20 protein-coding genes are annotated in these 22,830 nt (G+C 62.4%); 14 read left to right on the top strand and 6 right to left on the bottom strand.

Translation table 11 applies throughout. The features are described 5' to 3' along the window. The first annotated feature begins 195 nt into the window (after positions 1-195). The 5 genes from OCL88_RS07050 to OCL88_RS07070 all read left to right on the top strand — a co-directional run bounded on the left by OCL88_RS07050 (position 196) and on the right by OCL88_RS07070 (position 5,685). Complete coding sequence (locus tag OCL88_RS07050) at positions 196-1,281, top strand: PhoH family protein (protein ID WP_264962029.1); 1,086 nt, start codon at positions 196-198, stop codon at positions 1,279-1,281. Further along, a complete protein-coding gene (gene ybeY / locus OCL88_RS07055) occupies positions 1,278-1,751 on the top strand; it encodes an rRNA maturation RNase YbeY (RefSeq protein WP_264962030.1) in 474 nt (157 codons plus the stop codon). Before OCL88_RS07050 ends, ybeY begins: the two co-directional genes overlap by 4 nt. Next, positions 1,748-3,079 (top strand): hemolysin family protein, encoded by a 1,332-nt coding sequence (locus OCL88_RS07060; RefSeq protein ID WP_062096907.1) that lies wholly within the window; start codon positions 1,748-1,750, stop codon positions 3,077-3,079. The genes ybeY and OCL88_RS07060 overlap by 4 nt, the downstream gene beginning before the upstream one ends. Next, entirely contained in the window at positions 3,063-4,025 is a 963-nt protein-coding gene (era, locus tag OCL88_RS07065) for a GTPase Era (protein ID WP_264962031.1), read from the top strand. The genes OCL88_RS07060 and era overlap by 17 nt, the downstream gene beginning before the upstream one ends. A gap of 196 nt (positions 4,026-4,221) precedes the next feature. Then, positions 4,222-5,685: an LCP family protein gene (locus OCL88_RS07070; RefSeq protein ID WP_021470561.1), complete on the top strand. Its 1,464-nt coding sequence runs from the start codon at positions 4,222-4,224 to the stop codon at positions 5,683-5,685. 67 nt (positions 5,686-5,752) lie between these two features. Here OCL88_RS07070 and OCL88_RS07075 read toward each other — a convergent pair whose 3' ends face one another. After that, positions 5,753-7,705, bottom strand: coding sequence for a M13 family metallopeptidase (locus tag OCL88_RS07075; protein WP_305082397.1), 1,953 nt, complete (start codon positions 7,703-7,705; stop codon positions 5,753-5,755). A gap of 252 nt (positions 7,706-7,957) precedes the next feature. On the opposite strand from OCL88_RS07075, the gene leuA reads away from it, so the two are divergent. The 3 genes from leuA (at position 7,958) to OCL88_RS07090 (ending at position 11,362) form a co-directional block, all read left to right on the top strand. Beyond that, positions 7,958-9,697, top strand: coding sequence for a 2-isopropylmalate synthase (gene leuA / locus OCL88_RS07080; RefSeq protein WP_264962032.1), 1,740 nt, complete (start codon positions 7,958-7,960; stop codon positions 9,695-9,697). An 85-nt stretch (positions 9,698-9,782) separates the two neighbouring features. Continuing rightward, positions 9,783-10,538, top strand: coding sequence for a DNA repair protein RecO (recO, locus tag OCL88_RS07085; RefSeq protein WP_021470558.1), 756 nt, complete (start codon positions 9,783-9,785; stop codon positions 10,536-10,538). 2 nt (positions 10,539-10,540) lie between these two features. After that, a complete protein-coding gene (locus tag OCL88_RS07090; protein WP_264962033.1) occupies positions 10,541-11,362 on the top strand; it encodes an isoprenyl transferase in 822 nt (273 codons plus the stop codon). Positions 11,363-11,423: 61 nt separating this feature from the next. Here the strand turns inward: OCL88_RS07090 and OCL88_RS07095 are convergent, their stop codons facing one another. Genes OCL88_RS07095 through OCL88_RS07105 form a run of 3 tightly spaced genes read right to left on the bottom strand, consistent with a single transcriptional unit; the run spans position 11,424 to position 15,196 of the window. Beyond that, positions 11,424-12,497 (bottom strand): alpha/beta hydrolase, encoded by a 1,074-nt coding sequence (locus tag OCL88_RS07095; RefSeq protein WP_166184386.1) that lies wholly within the window; start codon positions 12,495-12,497, stop codon positions 11,424-11,426. After that, entirely contained in the window at positions 12,494-13,510 is a 1,017-nt protein-coding gene (locus OCL88_RS07100; RefSeq protein WP_264962034.1) for an alpha/beta hydrolase, read from the bottom strand. The genes OCL88_RS07095 and OCL88_RS07100 overlap by 4 nt, the downstream gene beginning before the upstream one ends. 9 nt (positions 13,511-13,519) lie before the next feature. Next, positions 13,520-15,196 carry an FAD-binding dehydrogenase gene (locus tag OCL88_RS07105; protein WP_264962035.1) on the bottom strand — a complete coding sequence of 559 codons (1,677 nt, stop codon included), beginning with the start codon at positions 15,194-15,196 and terminating at the stop codon, positions 13,520-13,522. 66 nt (positions 15,197-15,262) lie between these two features. On the opposite strand from OCL88_RS07105, the gene OCL88_RS07110 reads away from it, so the two are divergent. Beyond that, complete coding sequence (locus OCL88_RS07110) at positions 15,263-16,342, top strand: quinone-dependent dihydroorotate dehydrogenase (RefSeq protein WP_264962036.1); 1,080 nt, start codon at positions 15,263-15,265, stop codon at positions 16,340-16,342. Positions 16,343-16,453: 111 nt separating this feature from the next. Here OCL88_RS07110 and OCL88_RS07115 read toward each other — a convergent pair whose 3' ends face one another. After that, positions 16,454-17,047 (bottom strand): DUF3043 domain-containing protein, encoded by a 594-nt coding sequence (locus OCL88_RS07115; RefSeq protein ID WP_021470552.1) that lies wholly within the window; start codon positions 17,045-17,047, stop codon positions 16,454-16,456. Between the two features lie 73 nt (positions 17,048-17,120). Between OCL88_RS07115 and OCL88_RS07120 the strand changes: the two genes are divergently transcribed. The 5 genes from OCL88_RS07120 (at position 17,121) to OCL88_RS07140 (ending at position 22,361) form a co-directional block, all read left to right on the top strand. Next, positions 17,121-18,584 (top strand): dipeptidase, encoded by a 1,464-nt coding sequence (locus tag OCL88_RS07120; protein ID WP_264962037.1) that lies wholly within the window; start codon positions 17,121-17,123, stop codon positions 18,582-18,584. A gap of 200 nt (positions 18,585-18,784) precedes the next feature. Next, a complete protein-coding gene (locus tag OCL88_RS07125) occupies positions 18,785-19,174 on the top strand; it encodes a HesB/IscA family protein (protein ID WP_021470550.1) in 390 nt (129 codons plus the stop codon). Between the two features lie 185 nt (positions 19,175-19,359). Then, positions 19,360-20,232: a cytochrome c oxidase subunit II gene (gene coxB / locus OCL88_RS07130; RefSeq protein WP_021470549.1), complete on the top strand. Its 873-nt coding sequence runs from the start codon at positions 19,360-19,362 to the stop codon at positions 20,230-20,232. 9 nt (positions 20,233-20,241) lie between these two features. After that, positions 20,242-21,963, top strand: coding sequence for a cytochrome c oxidase subunit I (ctaD, locus tag OCL88_RS07135; protein ID WP_021470548.1), 1,722 nt, complete (start codon positions 20,242-20,244; stop codon positions 21,961-21,963). Then, positions 21,960-22,361 (top strand): cytochrome c oxidase subunit 4, encoded by a 402-nt coding sequence (locus OCL88_RS07140; RefSeq protein WP_021470547.1) that lies wholly within the window; start codon positions 21,960-21,962, stop codon positions 22,359-22,361. The genes ctaD and OCL88_RS07140 overlap by 4 nt, the downstream gene beginning before the upstream one ends. A 103-nt stretch (positions 22,362-22,464) precedes the next feature. Here the strand turns inward: OCL88_RS07140 and OCL88_RS07145 are convergent, their stop codons facing one another. Further along, entirely contained in the window at positions 22,465-22,749 is a 285-nt protein-coding gene (locus OCL88_RS07145; RefSeq protein WP_264962038.1) for an HPr family phosphocarrier protein, read from the bottom strand. Positions 22,750-22,830: the final 81 nt, after the last annotated feature.

Raw genomic sequence — 22,830 nt, forward strand, 5'->3', positions numbered from 1 at the left:
TGCCGAGTTGAGACAAATTCGTAACGGCCTTGATTCGATGCTGTGAAAGCCCCCACGGAAAGGGGCCGGGCTGCGGTCTGCTGGCGTAGGATTGGAGGCATTCCCGCAGGCGGGCATCCGTGAGGATGGGCGCACCACGGACATATGGATAATGACTGAACCAACCGGAGGAGATCAGGCCGTACGGCCAGCACTATGAGTGAATCCCTGAATGGGCGGTTGCGGACCGGAAACGGAAACGCCGCGGCCACCGAGTTCCCGCACACGCTACCGGGCACGCGCACGGAAATCGTCACGTTCGACAACTCCGATCAAATGATTCACTCGCTGGGCAGCCATGATGAGGCCTTGCGCTACATCGAGGATCAGTTTCCCGACGTCAATTTCCACGTTCGTGGCAACGAGCTGTCCATGTCCGGGCCTTCGACTGTTATTCCGCGGATCATGCGGCTCCTGGAGGAAGTCCGGGGGCTGGTGGCCAAGGGAACCGTGGTCACTCCGGATGTGCTGCAGCAGCTGGTTTCCCTCCTGCGTTCCCAGTCCGTGCAGAACCCCGTGGACGTGCTGACCCACAACATCCTGTCCAGCAGGGGCAGGACCATCCGGCCCAAGACCCTGAACCAGAAGAACTACGTCGATGCCATCGACGGGAACACGGTGATCTTCGGCATCGGTCCTGCCGGTACCGGCAAGACGTACCTGGCAATGGCGAAAGCCGTGCAAGCGCTCCAGAACAAGGAAGTCAGCAGGATCATCCTGACCCGGCCGGCGGTGGAAGCGGGGGAGCGGCTTGGCTTCCTGCCCGGAACCCTGAGTGACAAGATCGATCCCTATCTTCGGCCGTTGTATGACGCTTTGCACGACATGATGGACCCTGAATCGATTCCGCGGCTCATGGCGGCGGGGACCATTGAAGTTGCCCCGCTCGCCTACATGCGTGGCCGCACCCTGAACGATGCCTTCATCATTTTGGACGAGGCACAAAACACCACGCCTGAGCAGATGAAGATGTTCCTCACCAGGCTTGGGTTCGGCTCGAAGATGGTTGTCACCGGCGATGTGACCCAGATCGATTTGCCGTTCGGTGCCACCTCCGGCCTGCGCATTGTCCGGGAAATCCTCACGGGGATCGACGACGTCAATTTCTCGATCCTTGAGGCCGGCGACGTCGTCCGGCACCGCCTTGTGGCAGACATCGTTTCCGCGTACAGCAAGTGGGATGACGCCCACCGGCCCGTAGCAGCGGCCGGCGCACAACACAAACGTGGAGAACGCAAATGAGCATTGAAGTCAACAACGAGTCCGGCGTGGAGGTGGACGAGGAACAGCTGGTAACACTGTCCCGGTTCATCTTCGAACGCCTGTATATCCACCCGCAGGCCGAACTGTCCATCCTTTTGGTGGATGAAGCTGCCATGGAAAAGCTGCACATCGAACTCATGGACGAGCCTGGAGCAACCGATGTCCTCTCGGTTCCGATGGATGAGCTGACGCCGGGGACTCCGGACAAGCCCACGCCGCAGGGCATGCTCGGAGATATCGCCATCTGCCCGCAGGTGGCCGAAGTGCAGGCCCGCAACGCAGGCCACGCCACCCAGGACGAGATGTTGCTGCTCACGACGCACGGCATCCTCCACCTGCTGGGCTTCGACCACGCCGAGCCCGAGGAAAAAGAAGAGATGTTCAGCTTGCAGCGTGAACTGCTGTCTGAATTCCTGGGCAAGGATGCCCCCATGGAGACCATGCAGTGACCTCGCTCATCCTGGTCGGCATGGCGCTGGTTTTTCTCAGTTTCGTCGCCCTGCTGACTGCAGCGGAGGCTGCCTTCAACTTCCTGCCCAGGCACGAAGCTGAACAATCGGTGCTCCGCAGCAAGGGCAAAGCCCTGGCGAGCATCCTGAAGAATCCTGTTGCCCATATGCGGGCGCTCCGTTTTTGGCGCGTCTGGTTCGAGATGGCAGCCGCGGTTGCAGTCGCCGTCGTGCTTCACAGCCTGTTGGACAACGTATGGCTTGCCGGACTGGCAGCCACCGGCATCATGGCCGTCATCGGCTTTGTGCTGGTGGGTGTTTCGCCGCGGCAACTGGGCCGGGCGCAGTCGGGTCCGGTTGTCCGCTTCACTGCTCCGCTCATTCGGTTTCTCTGCTGGGTGCTCGGTCCCGTTCCCGCCTGGCTGGTGTCCTTGGGAAGTGCCGTTGCTCCCGGGGCGCCCGCTGGCGATGACGCGTTCGTCAGCGAGGAAGAGTTCCGTGAGTTTGTTGACCGTGCGGCCGAGTCGGACATGATCGAAGACAATGAGGCTGAACTGATTCAGTCTGTCTTCGAATTCGGTGACACTTTGGTGCGTTCCGTCATGGTTCCCAGAACGGACATCGTCAGCATCACCACGGGTTCCAGCCTGGAAGAAGCAATGGCCCTGTTCTTGCGGTCCGGGTACTCCCGTATCCCGGTTATCGGCGAGAACACGGACCAGATCAAGGGGATCCTCTACCTCAAGGACGTGGCGGCCGCACTGCACCGGCGGGAGCCCGGACTGCAGCCGCACGACGTCGACTCCTTGTCGAGGGAGGTCCGCTACGTACCCGAGTCCAAGCTTGTCAGCGACCTGCTCAAGGAGCTGCAGAAAGAATCGACGCACGTCGCGATCGTGATCGACGAGTACGGAGGGACGGCCGGGCTTGTCACCCTGGAGGACCTCATTGAAGAAATCGTCGGGGAAATCGTGGACGAGTACGATGCAGCCGCAGAAGAGGCGGTTGACCTGGGCGATGGAACATACCGGGTGAGCGCCCGGATGAGCATTGACGATCTTGGCGAACTGTTCGACATCGACCTTGACGATGACGAAGTCGATACGGTGGGCGGCCTGCTGGCCAAGGCCCTCGGACAAGTCCCTATTGTGGGAAGTTCCGTGGAAGTGGACGGCGTCTCGCTGCGCGCCGATAGGCTTGAGGGTCGGCGAAACCGGGTAAGCCACATCATTGCGGCGGCGATGCCAAAAGAAGAAACTGACCTTGAAGACCTTCTTGACGAGTCAGATACAACGCAACAGGGAGTTCCACGTGAGCAAGCAAAGTAAGAACCGCGACGCCGAGGATGCCTTCGGCGGCTTCCACGCAGGATTTTCCGTCCTTGTTGGCAGGCCCAACGCAGGCAAATCAACCCTGACGAACGCCTTGGTGGGGCAGAAGGTCGCGATCACCTCCGCCAAACCACAGACGACGCGCCACACCATCCGCGGTATCGTCCACCGGGAAGATGCACAGTTGATCCTCGTGGACACCCCGGGGCTGCACCGCCCCCGGACCCTGCTCGGCAAACGCCTCAACGAGCTCGTGGCCGACACCCTCGCCGAGGTGGACGCGATCGGTTTCTGTCTTCCCGCCAACGAGAAAATCGGCCCCGGTGACAAATACATCGCTGCGCAACTGGCCGCCGTCGGACGTAAACCGATCGTCGCGATCGTCACCAAGACCGACCTGGTGGACCGCAAGGCCCTCACGGAGCAGCTCATGGCGGTCGACGCACTCGGCCGCGAGGTGCTGGGGGAGCAAGGCTGGGCTGACATCGTTCCCGTATCAGCAGCTGACGGCTTCCAGGTCAGCACTGTTGCCGACGTCCTGATCAGCCACATGCCGCCATCGCCTCCTTTGTACCCGGACGGTGAACTGACGGACGAACCGGAAGCGGTCATGATCGCCGAACTTATCCGCGAGGCCGCACTGGAGGGGGTCCGGGATGAACTGCCCCACTCACTGGCAGTGGTGGTGGAAGAGATTGTTCCCCGCGAAGGGCGGACCGAAGAGAACCCCCTCCTCGATGTCAGGGTCAATCTCTACGTGGAAAGGCCGTCCCAGAAGGCCATCATCATCGGCAAGGGCGGCAGCCGCCTGCGGGAGGTCGGAACCAATGCGCGCAAGGGGATCGAAACCTTGCTGGGCACCAGGATCTACCTCGATCTGCACGTCAAGGTGGCCAAGGACTGGCAGCGTGATCCGAAACAGCTGGTGAAGCTCGGCTTCTGAGCCCGTGCCCGCGTCGGCGTGGCCGAAGGCAGGATAAGGAACTTCCCAGAATCGGCCATTATGATTGCGGGAATTCGAGCGTTTGAGGAAAGGTAACCGAATAGTGCGACGTCGTGAAGCCCGGCCCCAGGGCACCGGCACCGCTGCACCCGGTGAGGCGCGTCACGGGGGAGACCCCGAAGGGACTCCCCGCCACATGAACGCGCCTAAAGGGCTGCCGCTGTGGTTGAAGATTGTCACGGGTGTCGTCTCAGTGGCCCTCGTCGCCGGAGTTGCCTTCGCCGCTTTCTGGTTCATCCGGTTGCAGAACAACATCACTAAAGCGCCCTTGAGCGCAGGGGATTCCCGGGACACCGGTGAGGCCGTGGTCAACGACAAATCGGACCGGCTGCAGATCCTGATCCTCGGCTCGGATACCCGCGATGGCAAAAACTCCCAATACGGCTCATCCGAGGACTCAACAGGGTACGGCCACTCCGACGTGATGATGCTGCTGGACATTTCGGCCGACAACAAGCGGGTCAGCGTCATGAGTTTCCCCCGCGACCTGCTGGTGGACGTACCGCAATGCACTGATCGCACCACCAACCAGACGTTCCCGGCGCGCAGTGGCGTCATGATCAACGAAGCCATGGCCGAAGCCGGCATCGGCTGTGCAGTGGACACCATCAACAAGCTCACGGGCCTCACCGTGGACCACTTCATGATGGCGGATTTCAATGCCGTGAAGGAACTTTCCAAGGCGATCGGCGGCGTGGATGTCTGCGTCAGCGATCCGGTCTTCGACCCCGACTCCGGCCTGCGGCTGGCCAAGGGTAATTCCCAGGTGGAGGGCGAGCAGGCGCTGGCATTCCTCCGGACCCGCCACGCTTTTGGAGACGGTGGAGACCTGGGCCGTATCAAGGGCCAGCAGGCGTTCCTTTCCTCCCTGACCCGAAAGTTGAAGGACGAGGGAACTCTTGGCAACCCCCAGCGCCTTCTCCAGATTGCGGACGTTGTGACGCAGAACCTGACCGTTGATGAGGGTCTGGCATCCGTGCCTACCCTCTTGACCATCGGCGGGAGGCTCAAGGACATCGACGTTTCCAAGGTGGCTTTCGTTTCGGTGCCCACCCAGGCCGCTGCTATCGATCCGAACAGGCTTGAATTGGTGGAGCCGCAGGCGTCGCAGCTGTTTGCAGCGCTGCGCGCCGATCTGGACCTGACGAATCCAGGGGCCACCGCCACGCCTGCGCCCGGTGACCCGACGGCCGCTCCCACCAGTGCACCTCCTGCCCCACCCGCGTACGACAAGGCGCTCCAGCCCGTAGCTGTCGCCAACGGCAGTGGAATCGGCACAAGGGCGCAGGAGATCCTCGGAGTCCTGACCAGCAACGGTTTTGCCCAGTCCGTCTCCTACCTGGCCAACCCCGTCGACCAGACCGTGGTCTATTACGGTCCCGAATTTGCTGACGTCGCAACCGATGTCGCTACTTTGTTCGGGATCCCGGCCACGCAGGTCCAGCAGGCGCCGGGCGTGACCGGAGTCCAGCTGTACATCGGTACGGACTTTGGCACGGGAACCGCCTATGGCGCGGCCTCGGTCCCCGACGACGTCGTCAACCAGACGGCCAGCGATGCGGTCTGCCAGCAGGTCAACCCGCTGTACATCACGCAATAGGCAAATTCTTTCGCCAACAAAATCGGCCGGGCCAACGAGGGCCCGGCCGATTTTTTGTTGGACGTCCTTACCAGATGCTGACCCGCTCGGCCGGGTCCATCCACATCCTGTCCTGTTCCGTCACTGCGAAAGCCTCGTGGAAAGCGTCGAGGTTACGGGCAATGGCGTTGGTACGGAATTCGTTGGGGGAGTGGGGGTCTGTGGCGAGCCTGCGGATCGCTTCCTCGGCCCTGATGACCTGGCGCCATCCCGCTGCCCAGGACATAAAGAACCGCTGCTGGCCTGTGAAGCCATCGATGACCTCCGGCTCCGCCCCGTCCAAGCTCAGCTGGTACGCCTTGTACGCGATCGTCAAACCTCCAAGGTCGCCGATGTTCTCGCCGAGGGTCAGCTTGCCGTTCACTGTGTGGCCGGGCGCGGCATAGGGGGAGAGCGCGTCGTACTGCGCCACGAGCTTGGCCGTGCGGGTCTCGAATGCTGCGCGGTCCTCTTCGGTCCACCAGTTGCGCAGCGCCCCGCTGCCGTCGAACTGGGAGCCCTGGTCGTCGAAACCATGGCCTATTTCGTGACCGATGACGGCGCCGATGCCGCCGTAGTTGACGGCATCGTCGGCCTCGGCGTTGAAGAAGGGAGGCTGCAGGATGGCTGCCGGGAAGACGATCTCGTTCAGCATGGGGTGGTAATAGGCGTTGACGGTCTGGGGGGTCATGAGCCACTTGTCCAGGTCGACGGGCTTGCCCACCTCGTCAAGGTGCCGCTCGACGTCGGCGTCATGTGCACGCTCCACGTTGCCGAGGAGGTCGTTGGGATCGATCTCGACCGAAGAGTAGTCGATCCACTTTTCCGGAAAACCGATCTTGGGACGGAAAGCATCCAGCTTCTTGAGGGCTTCAGCCTTGGTAGCCTCACCCATCCACTCCAACGAGGTGATGCTTTGCCGGTAGGCCTCGATGAGGTTTGCTACGAGGGTCTGCATCCGCGCTTTGTGGCCCGCCGGGAAGTGGCGCTCCACGTAGATCTGGCCTACAGCCTCGCCGAGCGCGGCTTCCACGACGGCCACGCCGCGCTTCCAGCGCTCCTTGTTTTGGGGCGTACCGCTCAACGTGGTCCCGTAGAAGTCGAAGTTGGTGTCAACGAAGTCTGCTGAAAGGTAGGGCGCTGCGGAGGAAAGCACACGCAGCGTCAACCATTCCTTCCACGTGCTGAGGTCTTCGGACTCCAGCAAAGCCGCAGCGCCGGTGAAGAAGTCCGGGGTGCTGACCACGATTTCGCTGCGCTTGGCCGTGTCGATGCGGGCAGCTTCGAACCAGTCATCCAGCAGCGGCAGCAGGCCCGCAGCTTCTTCGGCGGTCTTCAAGTTGTAGGTCTTCTGGGGATCTCGCAACGTGACGTTGTCCCAGTGGTGTGATGCGATGGCCTTTTCCAGCGCCACGATCCGGTCCGCAGCAGCGCCGGCGTCCGGAATGCCCGCCAAACCGAAGAGCTTGGCGATGTAGGCGTTGTAGGCGCTGACGATCGGAGCGAACTTTTCTTCGCGGTAATACGATTCGTCGGGGAGCCCGAGTCCGCCTTGGGCGATGTAGAGCAGGACCCGCTCCGGGTTGCCGGCGTCGGGTGCCGGATAGATCCCGAACAGTCCGGAGACGTCCGCGCGGAACAAGCGTCCGATGAGCCGCATCAACTCCTGCACAGATGTAACTCCACGCACCTCTTCAAGCCGGTCCCTGAGAGGGTCAAGTCCTTTGGCTTCGGCTGCCGCTTCGTCCATGAAGCTGGCGTAGAGCCCGCCGATTTTTTGTTCAACGCCGCTAGCCCCGGCGCCCTTGGCCGCGGCTTCCTCGATGATTGCTTTGACTGCCAACTCGGCTTCATCGCGCAAGGACGTGAAAGTACCTTCCAAGGGCCGGTCGTCCGGAATGGTAGTGCTGTTCAGCCAGGCTCCGTTGACGAACTGGTAGAGGTCGTCCTGAGGCCGGACGTTGCGGTCGATGTTGGAAAGAGTGATCCCCGACTGTGGCACTGTGGCTCCTTGAAGGGACGCTGCTGCCGGCGTTGCACCGCGCAGCGTCTGCATAGTGGACGTTGCATTGGGTGTTGCAATGTCATCATACGCACCGTGTTACTGTGATCATGTGCGTGCGGAAATGCTTCTTCTTAGCTGCCGCGGCGAGGCCTGAAAGCTAACTGAAAGCTGGGCCATCCTCGCCGCGGAGTTTCGTTGTGCCCGGCTAAGCTTTCACTTAGTTCTTACAGAAAGAAAAGGCCACACGTCATGCGTAATGCACAAAAGCCGTCCGGAATGCCCGTCCACCGCTACATTCCGTTCCAGGACCAAATCAAGGTTGAGGTTCCCGACCGCACGTGGCCGGACAAGGTCATCACCAAGGCCCCGCGTTGGTGTGCAGTAGACCTCCGTGACGGCAACCAGGCGCTGATCGATCCCATGAGCCCCGCACGCAAGCTGAAGATGTTCCAGCTGCTGGTGAAGATGGGCTTCAAGGAGATCGAGGTCGGTTTCCCGTCAGCTTCGCAGACAGACTTCGATTTTGTCCGTCAGCTGATCGAGGGCGGCCATATCCCGGATGACGTCACCATCCAGGTCCTGACCCAGGCACGCGAACACCTGATCGAACGCACGTATGAGTCTTTGGTAGGCGCAAAGCAAGCGATCGTCCACCTCTACAACTCGACGTCGGTCCTGCAGCGCAGGGTGGTCTTCAACCAGGATGAGGACGGAATCCTGGACATCGCCCTCCAGGGCGCGAGGTTGTGCAAGAAGTATGAGGAAACCCTCACCGATACCCACATCACTTACGAGTATTCGCCGGAGTCCTTCACCGGAACCGAACTCGAGTACGCCGCGCGTGTGTGCAACGCCGTCGCCGATGTCTTTGAGGCATCCGCCGACAAGCAGGTCATCATTAACCTGCCCGCGACGGTGGAGATGGCCACCCCCAACGTCTACGCGGACTCCATTGAATGGATGGACAGGAACCTCCACCCGCGCGAAGGCATCATTATCTCCCTGCACCCGCACAACGACCGCGGCACCGGCGTAGCTGCGGCGGAACTCGGTTACCTGGCCGGAGCAGACCGGATTGAGGGTTGCCTGTTTGGCAACGGTGAGCGGACCGGCAACGTGGACCTGGTGACCCTGGGCCTGAACATGTTCGTCCAAGGAGTCGATCCCATGATCGATTTCTCGGACATCGATGAGGTCCGCCGGACGGTGGAGTACTGCAACCAGCTGCCCGTGCCGGAGCGTTCTCCCTACGGTGGAGACCTCGTGTTCACGGCCTTCTCCGGGTCGCACCAGGACGCCATCAAGAAGGGCTTCGAGGCGCTGGAGAAGGACGCCGCGGCAGCCGGCGTACCCGTCAGTGACTTCACGTGGCAGGTACCGTACCTGCCCATCGATCCCAAGGACCTGGGCCGCAGCTACGAAGCCGTCATCAGGGTCAACTCCCAGTCGGGCAAGGGAGGCGTGGCCTACCTGCTGAAAAATGAGCACAACCTCGACCTGCCGCGCCGGGCACAGATCGAATTCTCCGGCGTCATCCAACGCCGGACGGATGCTGTGGGCGGAGAAGTCAGCGGAGCCCAGCTCTGGCAGATTTTCCAGGACGAATACCTGCCCTCGGAAGAGGAGCAGGCACAGTGGGGCCGTTATTCCCTGGGCAGCGTCAGCACGGAGACAGACGAGTCCGGCGCCATGACCATGACTGCGAACCTCCGCATTGAAGGCGCCGAGGTCCGCCGCACCGGGCACGGCAACGGTCCGATCGCGGCCTTGCTGGACATCCTGCACCAGGACGGCGTTGACGTGCGCGTCCTGGACTACAGCGAACACGCACTGTCCGAGGGCGGCAGCGCCAGTGCTGCAGCTTATGTTGAATGCGCCGTGGGGGATCGGGTTCTGTGGGGCGTCGGTATCGATCCCAGCACCACCACGTCATCCCTGAAGGCCTTGATTTCAGCAGTCAACAGGGCCGTCCGGGACGCCCAGGCCTAGGCTCCGGGGCCGTGCAGTGATGGGAAATACATCCGCTGCACGGCCCGGTGGTCTCCCCGCAGCCGTGTCGGTGCGAAGATAGGGTGTGGCCAATCAGTCCTCGTTCGCAGCCCGTTCCTACCGGGACGATGCCGTGGTGCTCCGCACCCATAAGCTCGGTGAGGCTGATCGCATCATCACCTTGCTGACCAAACACCACGGACAAGTCCGTGCCGTTGCCAAGGGCGTCCGCAGGACAAGCAGCCGGTTCGGCGCACGCTTGGAACCGTTCATGGTGGCAGACCTGCAACTGGTCTCCGGCCGGACCCTGGACATCGTGACCCAGGCAGTGGCGAAGGGCGCTTACGGAAGCAGCATTGCCGCCGACTACAGCCGCTTTACTGTGGCGGCAGCCATGACGGAGACCGCGGAAAAACTGACCGACGCCGACGCTGAGTCCGGCACGGCCCAATACAACCTGCTGGTGGGCGCCCTGGCGGCGTTGAGCCGATCGGATCATCCGCCGGAACTGATCCTGGATTCATACCTTTTGCGGGCCCTGGCCACGGGCGGATGGGCGCCGAGCTTTACCGATTGCTCCCGCTGCGGCAGGCCCGGCCCGCACACGGCTTTCTCGGCCCCTTTGGGCGGCATGGTGTGCGGAGACTGTCGTCCGCCGGGTTCGCCGGCGCCGGCACCGGAGACTGTGGTATTGCTGGCGGCCCTCCTGACCGGAGACTGGGCTGTTGCCGATGAATCGGATCTGCGGCATCGCCGGGAGGCCGCCGGGTTGGTGGCCAGTTACCTGCAATGGCATCTGGAGCGTGCCGTTAAATCCCTCAAACACGTGGAGCGAAGCTGACAGTGGCACTTGGAAAGAAAAGCAGGATTGCAGCACGGACCGCGCCTGTGGTTCCCCCTTACAAGCATCCTTCCGGCGCGCTCCCTCCCGACATTCCCCGGGAACTCATCCCACAGCACGTGGCGATCGTCATGGACGGCAACGGCCGGTGGGCCAACCAGCGGGGCCTGCCCCGCATCGAAGGACACAAAGCCGGCGAGCCGGCCCTGTTGGATGTCATGGCCGGAGCCATCGAGCTCGGAATCAAGTATGTGAGTGTCTACGCTTTTTCGACGGAGAACTGGCGGAGGTCACCGGAGGAAGTTCGCTTCCTCATGGGTTTTAACAAGGACGTGCTGCGCCGGCAGCGGAACCAACTGGACGAATGGGGTGTGCGGATCCGCTGGGCGGGTCGCCGGCCCAAGCTGTGGGGCTCGGTGATCCGGGAGCTTGAAGAGGCCGAGGAGTACACCCGCGCCAACGACACCTGCACGTTGACCATGTGTGTTAATTACGGTGGCCGCGCGGAAATCGCGGACGCCGTCTCGGCCATCGCACACGATGTTGCGTTCGGCGTGCTCAAGCCGGGATCCGTGAATGAGCGGACCATCCAGAAGTACTTGGATGAACCCGATCTCCCGGATGTGGACCTCTTCCTGCGCAGTTCAGGTGAGCAGCGCCTTTCGAACTTCCTCTTGTGGCAGTCCGCTTATGCCGAGTTTGTCTTCATGGATACTCTTTGGCCCGATGTTGACCGGCGCACGCTGTGGGACGCCGTCGAAATCTATGCCAAGCGCGACCGGCGCTACGGGGGAGCGGTGGACGCGGCACCTGCGGCTAAATAGCGCAGGCGTGCTTCTTCCGCGGAGTCCTCATGTCGCCGTCGGGCCCTAACGCCGCCGGGCCTCAATAGGGGTAGGACTGAAGCCACACCGCTACGTCCCGGTAGGCCTGTTCCCGCACGCTCCTGCGGGAGAGGAACACGTCATGCAACGCACCCGGGTACCGGAAGACGGCGGTTCGACGGCCCAGCCCCAACGCGCGTCTGGCCGTCTCTTCAACATCGATCACCGCGTCCGCCCGCATGAGGTCTGCTGTCCATTCGGCCTGGATCCTGGTTCGCCCGGACAACAGCACCAGGACGGGTGAGTCGATGTTGAGCTTGCGTTCAACAGCGCTGTGGCCCGCCAGGACTGCCTTGGTCCAACCGGCGCGGATGGGGAATGACGTTCGTGGCCGCCACACGGGATCGAGTGACCACTCACCGTGGGCTTCGCTGCTGACACTTTCCCAATAGGCGGGCATGTCCGGAAACCGGAAGGGGCGCTTGGGGTCAGTGCGTGCAAAAGGCTCGATGAGATGCACGGCCACGCTGCGGACCAGGCTGCTGCCTTGTAGTTCCAGCCACGGGGAATTCAGCACCAATGTGCCAATCCGTCCGGGATTACGGTCCGCCCACAGGGAAGCTATGAGGCCGCCCAGGCTGTGGGCCAACACATGGATCGTTGGCGGCGCCGTGTCTCCGGTGCGCTCGGCTATGTCGCGTTCAATGGCGGCCAACGCAACGTCCAGGTCTTCGTCGTAGACGGCAAGGTCAGCTGTGTATCCAGGAGTCTGCCCGGGTAGAAGGCTGCGCCCGAACTTGCGGAGGTCCACTGCATAGAAGTGGAAGCCGGAAGCGGTCAGGTACTCGGCGAGCTCAGTCTGCAGGAAATAGTCCGCCCAGCCGTGCAGATAAAGCACGGCCCGTGGTGCTCCGGACGGGTCGGCAGGAACGTGGCGGCGGCGACGCTTGGCGAATGAGGACAAATAGTCGAGGAGGCCGTGCGGGGCCGGGGATGCGGGCGCAGGATGATGCCGGACGAGCGTGGCTTTGACCTCGCCCTCCTCGTCCGGTGTCAAAGGAAGATCGAGGCGTTCGTATCCGTAGCCCAAAAAGTCCGGCTGCCACGTCGCAACAGCTTCCCCCGTGGTAGTCATGTGTCTCCCTTCTCCTGAGTTTCCGACGGGCCGGTTTCCATGTAACCGTGGATCCAGCGTGCCAGCCTGGCGTAGGCGTCTTCCCGTACTTTGGGGGCAGAAAGGAACACGTCGTGCAGCCCGCCTTCTACCCTTTCCAGGGTCACGCTTCGGCCCAGCGCCATGACCCTGGCCGCGATGACGTCCACATCGAGCACTGCGTCCGAACGGCGCATGGATTCCTGCCAGACCATGCCGTTCGCGCTGGCCGCCGATGTCAGCACCAGCACGGGAATATCCAGTTCCAACCCGCGGTCAACCTTCGCATGACCGGCGAGGACTGCCCGCAGCCAACCAGCCCGGACAGGGAACGCAAACGGTGGCCGGTACCGTTCGTCCAGCGGCCACTCTCCTTCGGCGGTAATGCTGATACTCCGGAAGTAGAAGCCCCGTTCGGGAAGCCGGAGGACCATCTCGGGGCGGAACCGGGCCAATGGAGCCACCATGGCCTGGGCGGCCCGCCGTCCAAACCTGTTCCCGTGCATCTCCAGCCAAGGGCTGTTGAGGATCAGATACTGGACGCTGCCGGGGTGGCGGCTGGCCCAGAGGGCAGCGACGAGGCCCCCGGTGGAGTGGCCCATGAGGGCAATGCCGGGCTGTTCCGAGCCGGTGTGGTCCGCCCTGATGATGTCCAAGGCCATGGTGATCTCGGCATCATAGTCCGCAAGGTCTGCGACATAGCCGCCGGTGGTTGCTTCGTCCAGGTTGCGTCCGTGATTGTGCATGTCGAGCGCGTAGAACTCGTAACCCAAACGGGCCCAGAACCTGGCGAGGTCCTTGTTGAAGAAGTAATCGCTCCAGCCGTGCAGGAAGAGCACTGCGCCGTGCACGGTGCGCGGTTTCCCGGTTCCTGCCGCGAGGGAATCCGGGCGGTAACGAACCACGGTGGCGCGACGCATGGTGCCGTCGGCTCCGGATGTTTCTATGGTGCAGGACTGGAAGTCCGCGCCGAGGATGTCTGTAGCCCATTCCATGGCTTCAGCTTAGACATTCAGGGCTGCGTCCCGCGCGGCAGCCCGGCCGCTGAACAGGCAGCCGCCGAGGAACGTTCCTTCCAAAGCGCGGTAACCATGTATTCCGCCTCCGCCGAAGCCGGCGGCTTCGCCTGCTGCGTAAAGACCGTCGATCGTCTGGCCCCCGTCATTGAGCACCCGTGAGCGAAGATCCGTTTGGAGTCCGCCGAGGCTCTTTCGGGTAACGACCGAGAGGCGGACGGCAATGAGCGGACCGTGCGCGGGGTCCGCCAGGCGGTGTGGGGGAGCCACCCTCATGAGCCTGTCCACGGAGAATCTGCGGGCGGCGTGAATGGCGGCCAGCTGCGGGTCTTTGCCCAGGCCGCTTTCCACCTGCCGGTCCCTTGCCAGCACCATCCGGCCAAGAGAGTCGGCATTGATGAGTCCGGAGCCCGTCAAGTCGTTCATCCGTCCGGCCAATTCAGCTACGGACGCGGCCTGGACAAAGTCTGCACCGCGCTCAAGGAAGCGCTCAATAGGCGTATCGCCCCGGGGCTTCAAACGCGTCAGCAGCAGCCTGACGTCCTTGCCCGTCAGGTCGGGGTTTTGCTCCGAACCTGAGAGAGCCAGCTCCTTGAGCGCGATGGTCCGGTTCAAGACGAACCACGAGTACCCGTGTCCCGTGGACACGATATGCCGTAATGCCCCTTGGGAATCGAAACCCGGGAACAGCGGAGCGGGCAGTTGCCTTCCGCAGGCGTCCAACCACAGGGATGAAGGACCGGGAAGGATACGGATGCCATGCTTTGGCCAGACGGGATCGTAGTTGTGAATGCCTTCGGGGTAGTGCCACATCCGGTCGCCGTTGATCAGCGAAGCACCAACGCGCTGTACGACATCCAGGAACTCCCCGTCAACGGAGGCAGGCACGCCACTGAGCAATTCCCTCGGCGGGGTGCCCGGCCACTGCCGGCGGACGGCCTCGTGATTGCCGCCGATGCCCCCGGTGGTCACCACGGTCGCGCCCGCCTCGGCTTCGAAGTGCCCGACGACGGTACGCGTCGAACGCTGGCCGCGGACCGCCGTCGTAGGTTCCAAAACGTCACCGCAGACTCCGGTGACGCTACCCGACGACGTCAGGAGGGCCGTAGCCCGATGCCGGAAGTTAAGGGACACCCTGCCCTTTTCCACGCCTTCACGCACCTTGGCCGCGAAAGGCTCGACGACGGCGGGTCCGGTACCCCACGCGACATGGAACCTCGGAACGGAATTTCCATGCCCTTGTGGCCCGTACCCGCCACGTTCAGCCCACTGGACGAGCGGAAAGAAGCCCACGCCCAGGCTCCGGAGCCATGAGCGTTTTTCACCGGAGGCGAAGTCCACGTAGGCTGCGGCCCATTGACGGGCCATGGCATCTTCGGGCCGGTCGAAGGCGGCTGACGCCATCCAGTCGCCGAGGGCAAGTTCGGTACTGTCCCGTACGCCGAGGCGGCGTTGTTCCGGCGTGTCGACCATAAAGAGTCCGCCAAAGGACCAGGGTGCCTGGCCGCCCAGCGAAGCGGCGGGCTCCTGGTCGAAAATTGCCACCCGTTTACCTGCGGCATAGGCGGTAGCGGCGGCCACGAGCCCCGAAAGGCCGGCGCCGACCACCACCACGTCAGCGGTGAACCGCCCATTCTGGTGTGCGCTGCTTCCCTGTACCGGCATGGCTACATGCTAGCCCCGGCAGGTCATGGGTTTGGCGAGCAGTGCGGAAACCGGAAAACTAGGAACATGCGTGTTTACCCCACCTTCTTCAAGCTCGCCTTCTCCTGGATGGATGCCGAGAAAGCACACAAGATAGGCTTCACTGCCATCCGGACGGCGCACCGTACCGGAGCAGGGCGGATCCTGGCCAAGCTGACTGCTCCGGATCCCTCCCTCCGCACTCAGGCGCTGGGTCTGACGTTTCCCTCGCCCTTCGGCCTCGCTGCAGGTTTCGACAAAGAGGGTCATGGCATTGAGGCTCTCGCCGAGCTTGGGTTCGGACACGTCGAGGTGGGCACCATCACGGGACAGGCCCAGCCGGGAAACGAGAAGCCGCGGCTATTCCGTTTAATTGAGGACAAAGCGGTCATCAACCGGATGGGCTTCAACAACGACGGTGCTGCCGCCGTGGCCCCCAGGCTCAAGTCCGCGCGGGCAGCCCTGCAGCGGGTACACGCCGGCGTCCGGCCGGTGATCGGGGTCAACATCGGCAAGACCAAGGTGGTGGAACTGGACGACGCAACCGAGGACTACCTGATTAGTGCCCGCAGCCTCGCACCAGCCGCGGATTACCTGGTGGTCAATGTCAGCTCGCCCAATACGCCGGGCCTGCGGTTGCTCCAGAACGTGGAGACCCTGCGTCCTTTGCTCAGGGCCGTCGGCGATGCCGCGGACGAGGCCGCCGGCAGGCACGTTCCGCTGTTGGTCAAGATCGCTCCAGACCTCAGTGATGAAGACATCGACGACGTCGCACGGCTGGCGCTTGACCTGAAGCTTGACGGCATCATCGCCACCAACACCACCATCGGGCGGGAAGGCCTGGTCAGTGATCCGGACAAGGTCGCGGCACTTGGCGCCGGCGGTCTATCCGGAGCCCCCCTGAAGCAGCGGTCCCTTGAGGTCTTGCGGCGCTTGAAAAAGGCGGTGGGGGACCAGCTTGTCCTCATTGCCGTCGGCGGCGTACAGACGGCAAACGACGTGCAGGAACGTCTTGACGCCGGAGCGACGCTGGTCCAGGGTTACACAGCTTTCCTCTACGAAGGACCGTTCTGGGCTGCCCGTATCAACAGGGATCTCGCAAAGCTCCGCAAGCGGGCCGCCCACTAAGACCGGCGGCTTCGGGGCAAGCAATCCGGGGCAAGCAATTCAGGGCAAGGAAAAGGCCCCGGACCATTGGCTGATTGCCAGGGTCCGGGGCCACGTCTTAATGGCGGTCCGCTAGGAAGGGTACTGTCCGCGCTTGACCTGCGGTTTGGGCAGGCGCAGTTTGCGGAACTGGAGTGCGCGCATGCACCCGTACCAGACACTGCCACGCTCCACCTCGCCGAACTTGGCCATCAGGCGCTTGCGGAGTTGGCGGGAAAGAATAAAGACGTCAACGAACACGGCCAGGAACATGATCCAGAAGCCCACCAGGACGTAGGTGATCTGCGCGCTGTTGGTCGGCACCACCAGGGAGACCACTACGAACAGCAGGGCACCGAACATCAGATACTCGCCCAGCGTGAAGCGGGCATCGACGTAGTCCCGGACAAAGCGCTTCTGCGGTCCCTTGTCCCGCAGCGGCAGGTACTTCTCGTCGCCCGTGTCCAATGCCTGGCGCATCTTTTGGCGCTGGTCCTGAATCGCCACACGCTCGGCTTCCTTGGAAGCCTTGCGGTCGGTGGGTACCAGGGGGCGCTTGCGGGCGGCCTCTTGGACTTTCCGCTTGGGCGTAGGGGCGCCCTTTCCGACAACCGGCTCCGTGGAGGCGGCGTGGGCCTGGTCTACTACTGATTGAGCGCTGGGCTCTTCCTTTTTGCGTCCGAACACCACTCAAGAATACAGCGCGGGCAGGTGGCGCAGGTTACGTTGGCCGCAAGGCCCCGGCGGTAAGGTGAGGGGCATGACTTCAGCACACGCGGAGATCCCGCAGAACCAGCAAGGGAACGCAGGCCACACTGGGGTCGCTTCCCCGGCAGTCGACGGAGTGGACGGCCACGCATTGTCCGAGGCCGTCAACGCCGCCTTTGACGCAACAATCTCATCACTTAAGGAACTCGTAGCGATCCCCGGAATTGCCTGGGCCAGCTTCGATCCCGCCGAACTGGACCGGAGCGCGGAGGCAGTTGCGGCCATGGTCCGCACTGCGGGTATGCAGGACGTCCGCATCCTGCGGTCGGCCAAGGCCGATGGCACCAACGGGGGTCCCGCCGTCGTCGCCCGTCGCGAAGCCCGGGACGGCAAGCCCACCATCCTGCTGTACGCGCACCACGATGTCCAGCCGCCGGGAGACCGCGCACTGTGGGATTCGGAACCGTTTGTAGCTGAGGAGCGTGACGGACGCCTTTACGGCAGGGGCGCGGCGGATGACAAGGCCGGCATCATGGCCCATCTGGCTGCATACGCAGCTGCAGTAAAGGTCCTCGGCGATGAGTTCGGCCTGGGCGTGACCTTCTTCTTCGAAGGAGAGGAAGAAGCCGGTTCGCCCACCTTCCGGACGTTCCTGGAAGAACACCGCGAACTCCTGCGTGCCGATGTGATTGTGGTTGCAGATTCCAGCAACTGGAAAGTGGGCGTCCCGGCACTGACCACCAGCCTCCGCGGCCTCGTCGACGGTACGTTCGAAGTAAGGGTCCTGGAGCATGCCGTGCACTCGGGAATGTTCGGCGGTCCCGTCCTGGACGCGCCCACCCTTCTTGCCAGGCTTATTGCCACCCTCCATGACGACGACGGCACTGTGGCCGTTGCCGGACTTGTAGCCAAGGACGACGTCAAAGTGGACCTCACCGAAGAGGACTACCGGGCTGACGCTTCAGTGCTCGACGGCGTTCGGCTCGCTGGCAGCGGGACCCTGGCTTCCCGTCTGTGGACGAAACCCGCGCTCTCCATCATTGGCATGGATGTTCCGGCTGTGGATGTGGCCTCCAACACCCTCATCCCGGCAGCCCGGGCCAAATTCAGTATGCGGCTCGCACCGGGCCAGGACCCCGACGATGCCATGGAGGCTTTGAAGGCCCACCTTGAAGCCAATGCTCCCTTCGGTGCCAAGGTCACTTTCACCCCGGGGGAGCGGGGCAATGCCTTCTCAACGGATACAGGCTCTGCTGCCGCACAGGTAGCCCTGTGGGCGCTGGGTGAGTCGTGGGGTGTCAAGCCCGTGGAGATGGGCATTGGCGGGTCCATTCCCTTCATCGCCGACTTGATGGAGGTATATCCCGAGGTGCAGATCCTGGTGACAGGCGTGGAGGACCCGGATTCGCGAGCCCACAGCGCCAATGAGTCCCTCCACATTGAGGATTTCCGCCATGCGGTGCTGGCCGAGGCCCTGATGCTTGCACGCCTGGATGTCGAAGGCCTGAGGTCCTAGCCGCAACGTTTGTCCGGCGAAGCCCGGCGGACGCCCAGTGGGGTCCGCCGGGAACAAGTCCGTGCATGGCGCGGTTACGTCAGGGAGTTATAGCTATGCGTCCGCGCGACGTAGCATGGAGCTATAACCCGTACGTAATTGGGTAAGGGCAGGCTGCGTCCCCGGCGCCGCTGCCAAGCGCGTTATAAGAAGGTAGGCCAATGAGCACTGCAACCAACGAAAACAGCACTGGAGCCGAGCTCGCCCCGAGCGATGAGCTTCCCACGCACGAGGTCAACCTGACCGAGGTCGCAGCAGGCAAGGTCCGCAGCCTCCTCGAGCAGGAAGGGCGCACCGATCTGCGGCTTCGTGTTGCAGTCCAGCCCGGTGGCTGCTCCGGTCTGATCTACCAGCTCTACTTCGACGAGCGTCTGCTTGATGGCGATGCCGTCCGTGACTACGACGGCGTCGAGGTGGTAGTAGACAAGATGAGCGTTCCTTACCTCAGCGGAGCGAGCATCGACTTCGAAGACACCATTTCGAAGCAGGGGTTCACCATCGACAACCCCAACGCCGGCGGCTCGTGCGCCTGCGGCGATTCGTTCCACTGATCCGAGCTAGCAGCCTCATGTCGGCGCCGTCCCGGTCGCGTTTCATCGCGTTCGGAGCCACGGCGCCGACATGTGCGCGAAAACCGCTTCATAGCGGTAAGCTCTACATCGGGTAGTAAAACTTTTTAGTGTGCCCGGAGGGCCTTCGGCCTGCCGGGAGACAGCAACAAGAGGAAGGGCCGTCTGTGAGTTCGCAGAACCGAACCGGCAGCCGACGCATAAAGATCACTTCGATCACTGGCTTGGCACTAGCCGGCGCGTTGGTTTTGACCGGATGTTCACCAGAGGTAGAGAAGGGTTGGCTGCCTACAGAGCGCGGCACCACCAACCACACTGACCGGATCATGGACCTCTGGGTCAACTCATGGATCGCCGCCTTGGCAGTCGGTATTATCACGTGGGGCCTGTTGGTCTGGTGCATCATTGCCTACCGCCGCCGTAAGGGCACCACCGGTTTCCCGAAGCAGCTCAGCTACAACCTGCCGCTCGAGGTCTTCTACTTGACCATACCGCTGTTCATGGTGCTGGTGTTCTTCTACTTCACCGACCAAGACCAGCGTGCGATCGATGACCGTTCGCAGCCTGCAGACGTCGTTGTTGATGTCCGTGGCAAGCAGTGGGCTTGGGACTTCAACTACAAGCAGGGCCAGGTCATCACCGAAGACGTTCACGAAGCCGGCGTGCAGGCGCACCTTACTGGCAATGAAGTCAACAAGGAACTGCTCCCCACCCTGTACTTGCCGGTCAACAAGTCCGTTGATCTGGAGCTCAACTCCCGCGATGTCATCCACTCTTTCTGGGTCCCCGCCTTCCTTCAGAAGCGCGACATGATCCCGGGTAAGACCAACTACATCCGGTTCACGCCCACCAAGGAAGGCACCTTCGACGGCAAGTGTGCTGAACTCTGCGGTGAGTACCACTCCGAAATGCTTTTCCGCGTCAAGGTTGTGTCCGAGTCTGAGTTCAAGGCTCACATGGACCAGCTCCGCCAGGAAGGCAACACTGGCCTGCTCGGTGCGGAATATGACCGCAACCCGAACCTGAACGCAACCAAGTAAGGGAGCGAAGTGGCTACGTACACTCAATCCGCCGGGGTCCTTGAGACTCCCGTTGTTCCTAAATCCAAGGGGCGAATCGTCGTCAACTGGATTACCTCCACGGACCACAAGACCATCGGGTACATGTACCTGATCGCCTCGTTCGTGTTCTTCTGCCTCGGTGGCGTCATGGCGCTGCTGATCCGTGCTGAACTGTTCGAACCCGGTATGCAGATCCTGCAGACCAAGGAACAGTACAACCAGATGTTCACCATGCATGGCACGGTCATGCTCCTGATGTTTGCAACGCCGCTGTTCGCCGGCTTCGCCAACGTCATCATGCCGCTCCAGATCGGTGCCCCCGACGTCGCGTTCCCGCGACTGAACGCCCTGGCTTTCTGGTTCTTCCTGTTCGGTTCCACCATCGCGGTGTCCGGCTTCATCACCCCGCAGGGTGCTGCATCCTTCGGTTGGTTCGCCTACGCTCCGTTGTCGAATACAACCTTCAGCCCCGGCGTGGGCGGTGACCTGTGGGTCTTCGGCCTCGCACTGTCAGGCTTCGGTACCATCCTTGGTGCGGTCAACTTCATCACCACCATCATCTGCATGCGTGCCCCCGGCATGACCATGTGGCGTATGCCGATCTTCACGTGGAACACCCTGGTGACGGCAATCCTGGTTCTGATGGCATTCCCGCCGCTGGCAGCTGCACTGTTCGCCCTCGGTGCTGACCGTCGCTTTGGCGCACACATCTTCGACCCCGAGAACGGTGGCGCTGTCCTCTGGCAGCACCTGTTCTGGTTCTTCGGACACCCCGAGGTGTACATCATCGCCCTGCCGTTCTTCGGCATCGTCTCTGAGATCTTCCCTGTCTTCAGCCGTAAGCCGATCTTTGGCTACAAGGGCCTTGTGTACGCGACCATCGCCATTGCCGCATTGTCGGTAACGGTGTGGGCCCACCACATGTACGTCACCGGTTCGGTCCTGCTGCCGTTCTTTGCCTTCATGACGATGCTGATTGCGGTACCCACCGGCGTGAAGTTCTTCAACTGGATCGGTACGCTCTGGCAAGGTTCCATCACGTTCGAAACTCCGATGCTCTGGAGCATCGGGTTCCTGGTGACCTTCCTCTTCGGTGGCCTCACGGGCATCATCCTGGCCTCCCCGCCGCTGGACTTCCACGTTTCGGACTCCTACTTCGTGGTGGCGCACTTCCACTACGTCGTGTTCGGCACCGTGGTGTTCGCAATGTTCGCCGGCTTCTACTTCTGGTGGCCCAAGTGGACTGGAAAGATGCTCAACGAACGCCTGGGCAAGATCCACTTCTGGCTGCTGTTCCTTGGCTTCCACGGCACCTTCCTCATCCAGCACTGGCTCGGTGTTGAAGGCATGCCCCGCCGTTACGCCGACTACATGCCGCAGGACAACTTCACCTGGATGAACCAGTTCTCCACGATCTCGTCCTTCGTTCTTGGTGCGTCACTCCTGCCGTTCTTCTGGAACGTCTACATCACGTGGCGGAGCAACAAGAAGGTTGAGGTTGACGATCCCTGGGGCTTCGGCGCTTCGCTGGAATGGGCAACTTCCTGCCCGCCGCCCCGTCACAACTTCACCTCCCTGCCCCGCATCCGCTCCGAGCGCCCGGCTCTGGACCTGCACCACCCCGAACTGGCACAGGTCCACACTGCCCAGGCTCCGGACCCGGCAGCCGTAATTCTCGGCAACGCTGACCAGAAGGACGTGCGTAAGTGAAAATTGAATCGTGGCTCTTCGGAGCAGGAGTATTCTTCTTCATCCCCGTGACCATCATTTACGGATTCCTGACGGAATGGTCCGAATGGGTCGGTATCCTGGGCATCCTCCTCGTGGGTGGTCTTGCAGGCATGATCGGTGCTTACCTCGGCTTCACAGGCCGCAGGATCGGCATGCGCCCGGAAGACCGTCCGGACGCTGAGATCCACGAGGGTGCCGGCGAGCAGGGGCACTTCAGCCCGTGGAGCTGGTGGCCGCTGGTCCTCGGCCTTGCATGCGCAGGCGGATTCCTCGGCTTGGCTATCGGTTTCTGGGTGACTTACGTTGCCGGTGGCCTGGCCATCGTGGCCCTTATTGGTTGGGTCTTCGAGTACAGCCGCGGCGACCACGCACACTAGGTCAATTTCCAACAGCAAAGGTCCCCACCATGGATGGTGGGGACCTTTGTTGTTTAACCAGATGGCGAGGCCCGCGGGTCTTGGTGGCTGTGGGCCAGCAGCCCTAGGAGGCCTCCAGGACGGCTGACAACCTCACCAGAGCCTCGGATAGGTCCTGAGAGGATTCATGGCCTGAGAGCTCGTCCTGGTCCACTTCCAGGACCACCTGGCAGCCGTGGGCAAAGTCCTCGGTCATGACCTGCAGGAGGGATCGGGCGTCGACGGGGAGGCCGTCGGGTTTGCGGATGGTGACAGGCAGGCCGGTTTCGTTGACGGCCCGGACAAAGACGGCAGCTGCTCGGGCGTGGAGCCCGATCTCGGCTGCGACGAAGGAATGCTGCTGGGGCAAGCCTGCTCCTAAAATGGGTCCCGGCTGGTCTGTTGGAGAGCGGGATGGGAACGGATCATTCCTAGGGTAACCGCGTCTTCG

Source organism: Paenarthrobacter sp. PAE-2, assembly GCF_026013155.1.
GTDB lineage: Bacteria > Actinomycetota > Actinomycetes > Actinomycetales > Micrococcaceae > Arthrobacter > Arthrobacter ureafaciens.

Coding starts and splice junctions, on each gene's coding strand:
- OCL88_RS07070 (WP_021470561.1), top strand. CDS start 4,222: ATGAACGCGCCTAAAGGGCTGCCGCTGTGGTTGAAGATTGTCACGGGT.
- OCL88_RS07095 (WP_166184386.1), bottom strand. CDS start 12,497: ATGACTACCACGGGGGAAGCTGTTGCGACGTGGCAGCCGGACTTTTTG.
- ybeY (WP_264962030.1), top strand. CDS start 1,278: ATGAGCATTGAAGTCAACAACGAGTCCGGCGTGGAGGTGGACGAGGAA.
- OCL88_RS07125 (WP_021470550.1), top strand. CDS start 18,785: ATGAGCACTGCAACCAACGAAAACAGCACTGGAGCCGAGCTCGCCCCG.
- OCL88_RS07120 (WP_264962037.1), top strand. CDS start 17,121: ATGACTTCAGCACACGCGGAGATCCCGCAGAACCAGCAAGGGAACGCA.
- leuA (WP_264962032.1), top strand. CDS start 7,958: ATGCGTAATGCACAAAAGCCGTCCGGAATGCCCGTCCACCGCTACATT.
- OCL88_RS07110 (WP_264962036.1), top strand. CDS start 15,263: ATGCGTGTTTACCCCACCTTCTTCAAGCTCGCCTTCTCCTGGATGGAT.
- OCL88_RS07100 (WP_264962034.1), bottom strand. CDS start 13,510: ATGGAATGGGCTACAGACATCCTCGGCGCGGACTTCCAGTCCTGCACC.
- OCL88_RS07050 (WP_264962029.1), top strand. CDS start 196: ATGAGTGAATCCCTGAATGGGCGGTTGCGGACCGGAAACGGAAACGCC.
- OCL88_RS07105 (WP_264962035.1), bottom strand. CDS start 15,196: ATGCCGGTACAGGGAAGCAGCGCACACCAGAATGGGCGGTTCACCGCT.